We start from the raw sequence: 14011 nt of genomic DNA on the forward strand, positions 1-14011 counted from the left end.
GATTAACTAATAATATTGTATGAATTTGATGTACAATCTCTCCAATTGCGAAATCACTGATTTCGCAATTGGATGAATATAATTTCACCCTCCCTATTAAGCATCTGGATTGGACGCACAATCTTGTATTGATAAAGCAGGTTAAAGATATTCGTGCACGCTATTGGTATATGGTCCAGAGCATTACCAATCACTGGACGACACGCTATCTGCAAGAAGCCATCAAACTTGATGATTATGGCAAGCATGGAGCGTTGGCTAACAATTTCACTGAAACCCTGCCTGTACCGGAAGCAAATGATGTGAAATCAATGCTCAAAGACCCATATATATTTGATATGCTGACTTTCACTGAGCAATACAATGAGCGTGACGTGGAAATCGGTTTGGTGAAGCATGTGGAGAAATTCCTTGTAGAAATGGGTGCTGGCTTTGCTTTCATGGGACGGCAGTATCACATAGAGGTGTCAGGTGATGATTATTATATTGACATATTGATGTATAATACCTTTCTGCACCGCTATTTGGTGATTGAATTGAAAGATACGGAATTTATACCGGAGTATATCGGCAAACTGAATTTCTACTGCTCTGCCGTAGATGATGTTCTTTGTCGAGAGGAGGACAGCCGGACTATCGGACTGTTGCTTTGCAAGAGTAAAGACCGCATCAAGGCAGAATATGCCTTGCGTGATATTCAGAAGCCTATCGGAATTTCCGATTATGAATTAGGGCAAGCTCTACCGAAAGATTTCCGAGGTAGTTTGCCTACTATTGAAAAAATTGAGAAAGAATTAGAATCTGACAGGTGATAAACAAAAATAGTAATATTTTCAAGACAAATTATTCCCTCTAATTAGGGTTCGCTGAATAAATCATTTCAAATTAATCGCAGAGACTGCTTGAAGTTAAAAAAACGACAATCTCAGCGATTGGTATACAGATCAAGTGCCCACCATAATTTCGCTATAATTTCGCTCGTCAATCCAATCTATGATCTCGGTTACCCCTCTACGATGTGTCTTGCCCTTTTGACATTTAGATAGGAGAAAGAGGGGTTTCGCTATTAAACTGAATGTTAAAAAATATTAGCCTTGCGGGTAATTTCAAATAGAAGCCTTACTAATCCGATTTTTGTGGGGTAGTGCTATCTTTTTGATATTTGATAAAAGAAGATTCGCAGGGAATTCTTGTTGGGATTCTTCCGTTTTTTTTATTTTCTTCATATTATTTGATTTGTAGTAAGGGAATATTCCTATATTTGCATCATAGCATTTGTTTTTTATTATAAGTCTCAACTTGTCGGAAGAAAGAAGAGCGTGTTGATGTTTTTACTTTGTACCTTAGGATTTTCTGATGGAAATCTATGAATCTTCTCTTGTAGGCAATAGATGAAATTTTATTAATCATGGATAAATTGCAGAGTATGAAAAAAACGATTTTACAGCTATTGTTCATTTTTTTCCTGTCCATCCCTTTAACTTTCGGACAGACGGCAGATAAAAACAGTTTTTGGAGCAAATGGGGAGTAGGGGGTGGCTATAACTTTCTGAATAATTCGGATGACCCGGAAGATCCATTTGACAAACGGACGTTTGAATTGTCGGTGAAGTATCGGCTTACAGACAGGCATTCGTTTTACCTGATGGTTCCTCTTTATGTGGAGAATAGTAAGAAATTACGAAAAAATTATAATTCAGACAATGCCATTCCCTGTTTGCATCGTATCTGGGGAACGGAACTCGGATATAATTATACCGTGTTTGATTGGATGAATATCAGTGCATTCGGAGGTATAGGCTTAGGTTATTTACATTCGAGCAGAGACACCAAAAATCTTACAGAGTGGGATGGAAATAAATGGACTGACTATTTTATGATAAGGAGAAAGTATAATGGCTATGGTTTATCACCTCAAGTAGGTATTGCTTATCGGTTTCAGCATGTAGGATGTGAATTGAAATATAAATACAGTTTGTACCGGATGAAGAGTGATATGCAGTGGATAGAATCCGATGGACATGTAATTGAAGGATATGAACGGTATCGATTCGATCATTATTTTGAATCATTGCATGGTTTGTCGATAGGATTGTTTTATTACTTTTAAATATTGGAATCATGAAAACGAAAATATTAGGAATTTTATTAGGATTTTGTGCAATATTATCTGCCGTCCATGCACAAACAATCGCAGAAGACGGACAACATAAGGAATTGGCTTGGCCTACGGAACAAACGTGTTACATTGCTATGGAGCCGACCAATGGAACAATCAATTTCATAACTTGGCATGTTACGAATGGTTCTTTTTCGCCAACTTCGGATGTGAGTTCTATTCAGGGAAATAATTTGAGAAGTGTTTGTGTTTATTGGAAAAATCCGAAAGTAACAGGTACAACAGCCCCAAAAGGTTCCGTTTATGCAGAGATAACTTATACGCAAGCTGGTAATACGAAAGTGGAAAAAACGATGACAATTTACCAAGGAATTAAGAGTTATAATGGGGTAACACCTCCCAGTCTAACCAAAGATGGTGGAACGACGATCCCATTTGGGATACAATCTTTTGAAATATATTTTTCAAAGGCATTTTATCTTCCCTATAAGGATGGTGGGAAAAATGTTTCTGTTCAAAAACTGGAATGGAGTTTGCCTTCTGAATGGAGTTCTGGAAGCAGTATTATAGAGAGTGGTGAGCCAAGCATAAAGATTACTACCGACTATTTCAGCGAAGGCACGATAAAAGTCCGAGGAATCAGCTCGTTTTATCCAGAAGATAAGACTAACTATTCGGAAATAAAGATTAAGCGACAGTTTAGTTTTGAAGAATATCCTTCTTCTGTTAAATATGGAGAATCGAGTACTTACAGGTATACCGTCCCTTTAATTTCCGGAGTCTCCTATGAATGGAATGTTCCTGCCGGTTGGACGATTGTAACGGGAGGAAATACTTATTCTGCAACAATTGCAAAAAATCCTTGTGCAACGAGTACAGATATCAAAGTTCGATTGAAAGCCGGATCTCAGCAGTCCGGTTGGTATACTGCTCCCAAGGCGACGATCCTTCCACCGGATATGACTATTCCGAATATTGAACAATTCCGAGATGTTGATATATCCATTGACATACCGAATGATCGGGTTCAATCGTTTTCTATTTCGGGTAATGGTGTTGAGATTGTTGGTGGACAAGGTTCGAACAAGTTGGTTTGCCGTTTTAATAAAGCAGGCAGCCAAGAAATAAATGTGTCGGTGTCATTGAAAGGCTGTGATACTCCCTTTACATTTAAAAAACAAGTGGAGGTCTCGAAGATTCAGTTAAGCATCAATGGCTCGGATATAACTTGTTCGTCCGATCCGTTGAATACCTATAGTATTTCCGATTTGCCCAATCAAGCGACAGTTGTATGGTCGTGCAGTGGAGGAATCGAAATTGCAGGTAGTAATATAGGTTCGAGTTGTAGTTTTAAAGGAAAGGCCGCTGGTAATGCACAAGTTCAAGCAACAATAAAAGTTAGCGGAGAAACGTTAGAACTTTCGAAAAATATTGAAGTTGCCTCCAGTACAGGCAGTCCCTACATTTCTTATACTTCCGATGATCGTTATATCAATCTGACTTGTCATACGCCGAATATTTATGGTATCCGTGAATTTATATGGGATGCTGTTGCGACAGGTAGTGGCGGATCTTCCCAAAGTTCACATATGGGACCTGGAGGGTATTATTGGACGCTTCCAAAAGGAAGTTACAAAGTGGAATGTATCGTTGTTACACAATGTGCCCGAATGGTGACATCCGCGACAATTGGTGGTTATCGTTCGAGTACTTATCCAAATCCGGTAGATCATACTTTATATGTCAATATATCAGATATGCCGTTAGCCGAGAATGCAATTTCTACTGCGTCTTTCGGACAAAATCGGTTGGGTAAATCGTATGAACTTCGTTTATTTAACTTTAAAGGAATGCTTGTTCGTAACTTGCGTGTACAGGAAAATGCAATATCAATCGATGTGTCAAGCTTACCGGAAGGTAATTATTTTCTTCATATTATATTGGAAGAAGGAAAGGAACCTGAGGTGCATAAGGTTGTGATAGCCCATTAATCTTTGGAGATGTTATTAATGGTGATGTCAAAACAGCTTTTACTTCGCGGATTCTCTTTTACAAGGTTCGGAGAACCGGATAAAAAGTATTACTTTTGAAGCCCGATAATAATTTGAACAATGGCAGAAAAAGGAAAAAATACAGGAGGCAAAGGGAAGCAGAAACCGGTTATAGTGCCGGATATGGGGCGTTTGCAACCGCAAGCACGTGAGTTGGAAGAGGCGGTGCTGGGCGCTCTGATGCTTGAAAAGGATGCATATTCCATTGTCAGTGAGATTTTGAAACCGGAGTGTTTCTATGAGAAGGCGCATGAGAAAATCTATGCCGCCATCGTGGACTTGGCGATCAGCCAGCGTCCGGTGGATATGCTTACTGTCACCGAGCAACTGAAGAAACGCGGCGAGTTGGATGAGGTAGGCGGCCCGTTCTATATATCCCAACTGACCGGAAAGGTGGCCAGTAGCGCCCATATCGAATACCATGCCCGTATCATCGCCCAGAAATATCTGGCGCGTGAGCTGATCTCTTTCACTGCCATGATACAAAGCAAGGCTTTTGACGAGACGATCGACGTGGAAGACCTGATGCAGGAAGCCGAAGGAAAACTCTTTGAGATTTCCCAACGCAACGTGAAGAAAGACGTGACCCAGATCAACCCCGTAATCAAGGAAGCGATGGTGCTGCTTGAGAAAGCGGCCAATCAAAAAGAGGGGTTGAGCGGTCTGCGTACCGGTTTCGAAGGATTGGACAAGATGACTTCGGGATGGCAGAATTCCGACCTGATCATCATTGCCGCCCGTCCTGCGATGGGTAAGACGGCATTCGTCCTCTCTATGGCCAAGAATATGGCGGTGAACTTTAACACGCCGGTCGCCCTGTTCTCCCTTGAAATGAGTAACGTCCAGTTGGTGAACCGTCTGATCGTGAACGTATGCGAGATTCCGGGCGAGAAGATCAAGAGCGGACGTCTGGAAAACTATGAATGGGAACAGTTGGACTTCAAAATAAAAGAGTTGTACGATGCGCCGATTTATGTAGACGATACGCCGAGTCTTTCGGTGTTCGAACTGCGTACGAAAGCCCGTCGCCTGGTGCGTGAGCATGGGATCAAGATCATCATCATCGACTACCTTCAGCTGATGAATGCGAGCGGCATGAGTTTCGGCAGCCGTGAACAGGAAGTAAGTACCATTTCACGATCCTTGAAAGGGCTGGCGAAAGAACTGAACATCCCGATCATTGCCCTGTCGCAGTTGAACCGTGGCGTCGAGGCGCGTCAGGGAGCGGAAGGGAAACGCCCGCAGCTGGCCGACTTGCGTGAATCCGGTGCGATCGAGCAAGACGCCGATATGGTTTGTTTCATCCACCGTCCGGAGTATTATAAGATAACGGAAGACGAACGCGGCAATTCGCTGATCGGCCTGGCCGAGATCATTATCGCCAAGCACCGTAATGGTGCGGTCGGAGATGTGCGCCTTCGTTTCAAGAGCGAGTTCGCCAAGTTCATGAATGTGGACGAAGACGTTCCGGTCCGCGAGTTCTCCTCCAATATGAACGGTTCGGGTCCGATGGAAGCCATGCCGCCCATACCGCCAGCCGGAGCCGATTTCTTGGCGCCAGGGAATAATGAGGTGCCGTTTTAATTATTATCTATCCCCTTTTCAAAATATAGGTGTTTCGATCTTAAAACATATATGCTTTGTTTGCAAAACACCTATGTTTTGAATTCGGATGTCTTTTCCTTTATATATTGGTTCATTTGCCATCGGACGAATCTTTTCCGCTGATGTCCAATATGTCCTTGACTGTATACCAAATCACGAACAGGACCATGACGCATCCGATTGCGATTCCTCCGACTCTGATGACTGTACCGATGTATTCTTCCATGTTTTCCAAGTATAATTTTCGTAAATATACGGATAATATGACCGTATTCTTGTTTTTTCGGGAAAATATATTGGCGAAGTGTCGTGGAGAGGCGGATACCTATCATAAATGACAGATATTTTATCAATTTTGTAACACAATCTTGTGGTTATCTCCTTATTTTTGTTTTTTGTAATTCTTAAATTCTTTGTATTTATGATAATTCCATTTAAGGTGAAGACCTTCTCATTCCTGTTGGCTTGTGCCTGCTCGACGGCAGCGATGGCGCAAGTTGTCAATGACTCTCCTGTCAGACATGTGAAGATATCCGGTTATGTAGGGACTCGGATCGCAGATTGTATCGAACATCGTGTGAAAGCGCAGGATGTGGACCATCTGGTCGAACCGTTCCGCCACCAGAACGAGCAGTCGCGCTGGCAAAGCGAATTCTGGGGAAAATGGATACAAGGAGCGATCGCTTCCTATCGTTATAACCGGGACCCGGAACTGTACCGGATCATAAAGAAGGCTGCCGAATCGCTTATGGCAACACAACAACCGGACGGCTATATCGGGAATTATGCACCGGAATACCAGTTGCAACAGTGGGATGTCTGGGGACGCAAGTATACATCATTGGGGTTGATCGCCTGGTATGATCTGTCGGAGGATAAGAAAGCATTGGAGGCGGCTTGCAAAGTGGTCGACCATCTGATGACGCAGGTCGGGCCCGGAAAGGTGGATATCGTCTCGACCGGCAATTATATCGGCATGCCGAGTTCGTCCGTCCTCGAACCTGTCATGTATCTCTATAACCGGACGAAAGAGAAACGTTATCTTGATTTTGCCCAATATATCGTCGGACAGTGGGAGACCCCCGGCGGTCCGCAGTTGATCAGCAAAGCCATTGCCGATGTGCCCGTGGCCAACCGTTTCCCGCATCCGAAAACCTGGTTTTCGAGGGAGAACGGACAGAAAGCGTATGAAATGATGTCTTGCTACGAGGGGTTGCTCGAACTCTACAAGGTAACAGGCAACCCGCTTTATCTCTCTGTCGTGGAAAAGACGGTCGGGCATATCGTACGCGAAGAGATCAACGTGGCCGGATCGGGCAGCGCGTTCGAATGCTGGTATGGCGGGAAGGAACGGCAGACACAACCGACTTACCACACGATGGAAACGTGCGTGACCTTTACCTGGATGCAGCTTTGCAACCGCCTGTTGCAGATAACGGGCAATTCCCTGTATGCCGATTACATGGAGACGGCTATCTATAATGCATTGATGGCCTCTTTGAAAGCGGATGCTTCGCAGATAGCCAAATACAGTCCGCTGGAAGGGTGGCGCCACGAAGGGGAGGAGCAGTGCGGCATGCACATCAACTGTTGTAATGCGAACGGCCCGCGTGCTTTTGCCATGATCCCCGGGTTCGCTTATCAGGTGCAGGATGATTGCGTCCGGGTAAATTTCTATGCTCCCTCGGAAGCGGAATTGGTATTGCCGGGCAAGAAAACGGTCCGGTTGAAGCAAACGACCGACTATCCGCAGACGGATCAGATCGAGATAGAGGTCGATCCGGCAAAAGAGACAGCTTTCACCATCGCCTTGCGTATCCCGGCATGGAGCCGGATCGCGACGGTCTCCGTGAATGGGAAGCCGGAGGACGGTGTCCTGCCGGGCGCTTACCTGTCGGTGAACCGTAAGTGGAAGAAGGGCGACCGGATCACGGTCAAGCTCGATTTGCGTGCCCGTCTGGTGGAATGCAACCAGGCACAGGCCATCGTGCGCGGTCCGCTTGTCTTGGCTCGCGACAGCCGCTTCGGGGATGGTTTTGTCGATGAAACGGCTGTTGTCGTGAGCAAAGACGGATATGTGGAGTTGACACCTGTGGAAGCCCCCGGTTTTGCGTGGATGGCCTTCACCGCCCCGATGGTGCTGGGGACGGACCTGGAAAGCAACCGGGCCCCGAAACAGATCCATTTATGCGATTTTGCTTCTGCAGGAAATACGTGGGACAAAACGCAGCGTTACCGGGTGTGGTTGCCGAAGACATTGAATGTGATGCATTCGCCTTATAAGCCGTACAACCAATAGATAAATAAAAATTCGTACCTTTGTATCCCTAAAAATACAAGATACGTGGAAGAATATCTGAAACAATTGAATGAAAGTCAGCGCGCAGCGGTTGTCTATACCGACGGCCCTTCGCTTGTGGTAGCAGGGGCCGGATCCGGAAAGACACGCGTGCTGACCTACAAGATAGCTTATCTCTTAAGGCAGGGATTGCCACCGCAAAGTATTCTGGCACTCACTTTTACCAATAAAGCGGCACGCGAGATGAAAGAGCGTATTGCCTCTCTGACGGATGAACGGACGGCACGGCGGTTGTGGATGGGGACGTTCCATTCCATCTTTTCCCGTATTCTCCGTTCCGAGGCGGAACGTATCGGTTATCCGTCCAATTTCACCATCTACGATGCGGCAGATTCCAAAAGCCTGCTCCGTTCCATCATGAAGGAGATGCAGCTCGACGACAAGGTGTATCGTCCGGGAATGGTGCAGAGCCGTATCTCGAATGCGAAAAATGCGCTTATCTCTTATAAGGCGTACGAGCAGAACAAGGAGTTGGTGCAACATGATATAGATTCGAAAGTCCCTTTGCTGCGTGAGATATATAAACGGTACCAGAACCGTTGTCTGCAAGCGGGGGCGATGGATTTCGACGATTTGCTGCTGCAAACGAACATCCTCTTCCGCGATCATCCGGATGTGCTGGAGAAATACAGAAGCTTTTTTCAGTTTGTGCTGGTGGACGAGTACCAGGATACGAACTTTGCCCAGCATCTGATCGTACAACGCTTGTGCGAAGTGCACCGGCATATCTGTGTGGTTGGAGATGATGCGCAAAGCATCTATTCTTTCCGAGGAGCCAATATCGATAATATCCTGCAATTCAAGAACCAGTATCCGGGTTGCCATATTTTCAAACTGGAACGGAACTACCGTTCGACGCAAAATATCGTAAATGCGGCGAACAGCCTGATCGACAAGAATATGAAGCAGATCAGGAAAACCGTCTATTCGGAAAAGGAAGAGGGCAGCAAGTTGTCCGTCTGTTCGTCCTATTCCGATTATGAAGAGGGATATGCCGTTGCGGGCAAGATTAACGAGATGAGGATGCGGAATTATGATTATGCCGATTTTGCCATCCTGTACCGGACAAACGCGCAATCCCGCATTCTGGAAGAGGCTTTGCGTAAAAGAGGAATCCCATATAAGATATACGGAGGCTTGTCTTTCTACCAACGTAAAGAGGTGAAGGATGTCATTTCGTATCTTCGCCTGATTATCAACCCGCATGACGAGGAGGCTCTCAAACGTGTGATAAACTATCCGGCTCGCGGGATAGGCGATACGACTTTGAATAAATTGACAGCCGCCGCCACGGAACATAATGTCAGTTTGTGGACCGTGCTGAACGACCCGATCGGATATGCACTGCCCGTCAATAGTGGGACGGCGAAGAAGCTGAGTGATTTCCGGGAGCTTATCGCCGGTTTTATCGAACGGAATGTCAAGCTCTCTGCCGAAGAAATCGCCTCTGCGGTGGTGAAGGAAAGCGGTATTGTCAGCGTCTTGTTTCAGGATCGTTCGGTGGAAGGAATCAGCAAGCAGGAAAACTTGCAGGAGTTGTTGAAGGGTATTGCCGAGTTTTGCGAGATACGCCGCGAGGAAGGGGCGGAACATGTCTCGCTCGCCGACTTCCTCTCCGAGGTTTCGTTGTTGACAGACCAGGATAACGATAAGGAAGAACAGGCAAACAAGGTGACGATGATGACGGTACATGCCGCCAAAGGTCTGGAATTCCGGAATGTTTTCGTTGTCGGGCTGGAAGAGGACCTGTTCCCCTCTGCCATGTCGAAAGACAATCCGAGAGCGGTGGAAGAAGAACGCCGCCTCTTTTACGTCGCCATCACCCGTGCGGAAGAAAACTGTGTGCTGACATACGCCAAGAGCCGCTATCGTAATGGCCAGAGCGCGATGTGTTCGCCCAGCCGTTTCTTGAAAGATATTGATACCCGATATCTTTCTATGTCGGCAGATTCTGTTGCCGGTGGTTCATTTGCCGCCACTCGTCGTTCCCCGGCTTTTTCCTCTCCTTTCCAACAACCGAAAGCAATGGAAGAAGAGGCCTATGTCTCTCCGGTCGCTCAGGCAGTCGGACGGCAGGCACGTCTGACACGGATGGAAACGGCTTCTTCATCTCCAGTCCCGTCTTCTGCCTCGGCATCCGATCTGTCAGGCTTGCATGTCGGGGCTAAAGTCCGGCACGATCGCTTCGGGGAAGGTGAAGTGATCGCCATTGAAGGGGAAGGCGGCAACGCAAAAGCAACCGTTTCGTTTGCTCATTTCGGCCAAAAACAGCTGCTACTGAAATTTGCACGCTTGACAGTTGCCGAATAAATCATATCTTTGTCCGACAGAATAAAAAGAAAAATACTAACCGGATGATAGACTTCAATATGATACCATCTCCCTGTTATGTGATGGAAGAAGAGTTGCTCCGCCGTAATTTGTCACTGATCAAGAGTGTGAAGGAAAGGGCGGGGGTGAATATAATCTTGGCTTTTAAGGCGTTTGCCATGTGGAAAGCATTTCCGATCGTGCGTGAATATATCCCGTATTCGACAGCAAGTTCAAAGTTTGAGGCCAGGTTGGCTTTCGAAGAGATGGGCAGCCGGGCGCATACCTATTCGCCGGCCTATACGGAAGGCGATTTCCCGGATATTTTAAGATACAGCAGCCATGTGACGTTCAATTCGCTCACGCAGTTCGAGCGTTTCTACCCGATGGTACAGGCAGACGGAAACCGGGTTTCGTGCGGTCTGCGCATCAATCCTGAATATTCGGATGTCGAAACGGATTTGTATAATCCTTGTGCGCCGGGTTCCCGGATGGGAGTGATCAGCGACCTTTTGGGCGACCGGTTGCCCGATGGTGTCGAAGGCTTGCATTTTCATACGCTTTGCGAATCGAGTTCGTATGATCTGGAAAAGACGTTGGGAGAAGTGGAAAAACGTTTCGGCCGTTTCCTGCCGCATATCAAATGGTTGAATATGGGAGGCGGACATCTGATGACACGAAAAGGCTATGACACGGAACATCTGATCGGGCTGTTGCAGGCGTTCAAGGCCAAATACCCGAATCTCGAAATCATCATGGAGCCGGGAAGCGCATTTGCGTGGCAAACCGGATTCCTGCTGACGACGGTGGTGGATATCGTGGAGAATCATGGCATTAAGACCGCGATTATAGACGCCTCTTTCACCTGCCACATGCCGGACTGTCTGGAGATGCCCTATAAACCGGTGATTCGCGGGGCTATAGAGCCGGAGGAAGGAAAACCGACCTATCGTATCGGAGGAAACAGTTGCCTGAGTGGTGATTACATGGGCGATTGGTCTTTCGAACAACCCTTGAAAGTGGGGGATAAATTGATTTTTGAAGATATGATCCATTATACCGTTGTCAAAACAACCATGTTTAACGGAATCCCGCATCCATCCTTGGCTTTGTGGAGCAAGGAGGACCGGCTTGTGATGTACAGGGAGTTCGGCTACGAAGACTACAAGGCGAGAATGGACTAAATAATTGTCAATTGATAATTGTCAATTGTCAATTATTTAGTAATTTAGCGCACTTATTCAAAAGAAGAACAAAAATAAATAAAGGTATGGGTATTTTTAGCTTTTTCAGTAAGGAAAAAAAGGAGACTCTGGACAAGGGGTTATCTAAGACAAAAGAAAATGTATTTTCTAAGATTACCAGAGCCATTGCCGGCAAGAGCAAGGTGGATGACGAAGTCCTGGATAATCTGGAAGAGGTACTGATCACATCCGATGTCGGAGTAGATACTACGCTGAAAATCATATCCCGTATCGAAGACCGCGTAGCCAGAGACAAATACGTGACGACCGGTGAACTGACAGCGATCCTGCGTGAAGAGATCGCCTCCCTGCTTACGGAAAATCATACGGAAGATCTGGAGTCGTTTACGGTTCCGGAAGACAAGAAGCCGTATGTCATCATGGTCGTAGGCGTGAACGGGGTAGGCAAGACGACCACGATCGGCAAACTGGCTTATCAGTTCAAGAAGGCCGGCAAGAATGTATATTTGGGAGCTGCCGATACGTTCCGCGCCGCAGCCGTGGAGCAATTGGTGATTTGGAGCGAACGGGTGGGAGTGCCTATCGTGAAGCAGAAAATGGGTTCCGACCCTGCTTCGGTGGCATTCGACACGTTGAGCTCGGCAAAGGCGAACGGGGCGGATGTGGTTATCATCGACACCGCCGGCCGCCTGCATAACAAGATCAACCTGATGAACGAGCTGACCAAGATCAAGAACGTAATGAAGAAAGTGGTCCCCGACGCACCGCACGAAGTCTTGCTGGTATTGGACGGGTCTACCGGACAAAACGCATTTGAACAAGCCAAGCAGTTTACAGCCGCGACCGAGGTGAATGCGTTGGCGGTTACCAAATTGGACGGTACGGCCAAAGGTGGCGTTGTGATCGGTATTTCAGATCATTTCCGTATTCCTGTCAAGTATATTGGTTTGGGAGAAGGAATAGAGGACCTCCAGGTATTCAATCGGAAAGAATTTGTAAACTCCCTTTTCGGAGAATAAAGGAAGTTTGTACCATTAAATATGAGGAAAAATAAAGTAGACATTATAACGTTGGGGTGTTCGAAGAACCTGGTGGACTCGGAGCAGCTTATGCGCCAGTTCGTGGCGAACGGGTATACCGTCGAACATGATCCCCATAAGATTAACGGTGAAATCGTTGTTGTGAATACCTGCGGTTTTATCGGGGATGCCCAGGAAGAATCGATCAATATGATACTCGATCTGGGAGAGGCCAAGAAGAAAGGGAAGATCGGCAAACTGTTTGTCATGGGATGCCTTTCCGAACGGTTTCTGAAAGACTTGGAAAACGAGTTGCCGGAAGTCGACCGTTTCTATGGAAAGTTCAACTGGAAAGAGCTGCTGAACGATTTGGGCAAATCCTACCACAGAGAATTGGCTGCCGACCGCGTCTTGACGACTCCCCGGCACTACGCCTACCTGAAGATCGCCGAAGGGTGCGACCGCACCTGTTCGTATTGCGCCATCCCGATCAGCACGGGGCATTACCAGTCCGTACCGATGGAAGAGATCGAGAATGAAGTCCGTCTGCTGGTGAAGCAGGGGGTGAAAGAATTTCAGGTGATCGCTCAGGATTTGACTTACTACGGGTTGGATTTGTATAAGCGCCAGGCCTTGCCGGAGCTGGTGGAACGCATATCCGATATTCCGGGAGTGGAATGGATCCGCTTGCATTATGGCTATCCGTCCCATTTCCCTTATGACCTGCTCAGGGTGATGCGCGAACGCGATAATGTCTGCAAATATATGGATATCGCCCTTCAGCATATCAGCGACCCGATGTTGAAGAAAATGCGCCGCAACATCACGAAAGAAGAAACGTATGCCTTGATACGCCGGATGCGGGAAGAAGTCCCCGGCATTCATCTGCGTACGACCCTGATGGTCGGCCACCCGGGGGAAACCGAGCAGGATTTCGAAGAGCTGGTCGAGTTCGTAAAGAAAGCCCGTTTCGAACGTATGGGGGCCTTTGCTTACAGCCATGAGGAAGGCACTTATTCGTTTAAACATTATACCGATGACATCGCCCCGGAGGTCAAGCAAGACCGTTTGGACTATCTGATGCGTATACAGGAAGGAATTTCGGCCGAAGTGAACGGCTCCAAGATCGGAAAGGAATTTAAGGTGATGGTCGACCGGGAAGAGGAAGATTTCTATGTCGGGCGTACGGAATTCGATTCGCCGGAGGTCGATCCTGAAATTCTTATATCTAAAGATAAACCGTTGATTCCCGGAATATTCTACAACGTACGGATTGACGATGCACAGGCTTTCGACCTGTATGGAAGCGTACTTTAATTTGATATAAAAACTGCAAAGATGTT

9 protein-coding genes and 1 pseudogene are annotated in these 14011 nt (G+C 46.6%); 9 read left to right on the top strand and 1 reads right to left on the bottom strand.

The window, feature by feature from the left end; translation table 11 throughout:
• Positions 1-38: 38 nt before the first annotated feature.
• The 4 genes and pseudogenes from BQ9893_RS02640 to dnaB all read left to right on the top strand — a co-directional run.
• Positions 39-812, top strand: a pseudogene (locus BQ9893_RS02640) (PDDEXK nuclease domain-containing protein); the annotation flags it as partial.
• Positions 813-1426: 614 nt separating this feature from the next.
• Complete coding sequence (locus BQ9893_RS02650) at positions 1427-2110, top strand: outer membrane beta-barrel protein (RefSeq protein ID WP_167369835.1); 684 nt, start codon at positions 1427-1429, stop codon at positions 2108-2110.
• Positions 2111-2121: 11 nt separating this feature from the next.
• On the top strand, positions 2122-4110 hold the full coding sequence (locus BQ9893_RS02655) for a T9SS type A sorting domain-containing protein (RefSeq protein WP_075964615.1): 1989 nt from the start codon (positions 2122-2124) through the stop codon (positions 4108-4110).
• 120 nt (positions 4111-4230) lie between these two features.
• On the top strand, positions 4231-5754 hold the full coding sequence (gene dnaB / locus BQ9893_RS02660; protein ID WP_075964616.1) for a replicative DNA helicase: 1524 nt from the start codon (positions 4231-4233) through the stop codon (positions 5752-5754).
• Positions 5755-5866: 112 nt separating this feature from the next.
• Here the strand turns inward: dnaB and BQ9893_RS22325 are convergent, their stop codons facing one another.
• Complete coding sequence (locus tag BQ9893_RS22325; protein ID WP_262497368.1) at positions 5867-6001, bottom strand: hypothetical protein; 135 nt, start codon at positions 5999-6001, stop codon at positions 5867-5869.
• Positions 6002-6196: 195 nt separating this feature from the next.
• Between BQ9893_RS22325 and BQ9893_RS02665 the strand changes: the two genes are divergently transcribed.
• The 5 genes from BQ9893_RS02665 to rimO all read left to right on the top strand — a co-directional run bounded on the left by BQ9893_RS02665 (position 6197) and on the right by rimO (position 13985).
• Complete coding sequence (locus tag BQ9893_RS02665; protein ID WP_075965374.1) at positions 6197-8074, top strand: glycoside hydrolase family 127 protein; 1878 nt, start codon at positions 6197-6199, stop codon at positions 8072-8074.
• Between the two features lie 45 nt (positions 8075-8119).
• Positions 8120-10444, top strand: coding sequence for an ATP-dependent helicase (locus BQ9893_RS02670; RefSeq protein WP_075964617.1), 2325 nt, complete (start codon positions 8120-8122; stop codon positions 10442-10444).
• A gap of 44 nt (positions 10445-10488) precedes the next feature.
• Positions 10489-11628 (top strand): carboxynorspermidine decarboxylase, encoded by a 1140-nt coding sequence (gene nspC, locus BQ9893_RS02675; protein ID WP_075964618.1) that lies wholly within the window; start codon positions 10489-10491, stop codon positions 11626-11628.
• 86 nt (positions 11629-11714) lie between these two features.
• Positions 11715-12668 (top strand): signal recognition particle-docking protein FtsY, encoded by a 954-nt coding sequence (ftsY, locus tag BQ9893_RS02680; protein ID WP_075964619.1) that lies wholly within the window; start codon positions 11715-11717, stop codon positions 12666-12668.
• Positions 12669-12689: 21 nt separating this feature from the next.
• Positions 12690-13985 carry a 30S ribosomal protein S12 methylthiotransferase RimO gene (rimO, locus tag BQ9893_RS02685; RefSeq protein WP_075964620.1) on the top strand — a complete coding sequence of 432 codons (1296 nt, stop codon included), beginning with the start codon at positions 12690-12692 and terminating at the stop codon, positions 13983-13985.
• The last annotated feature ends 26 nt before the right edge of the window (positions 13986-14011 follow it).

It is taken from the genome of Parabacteroides massiliensis (assembly GCF_900155425.1).
GTDB lineage: Bacteria > Bacteroidota > Bacteroidia > Bacteroidales > Tannerellaceae > Parabacteroides > Parabacteroides massiliensis.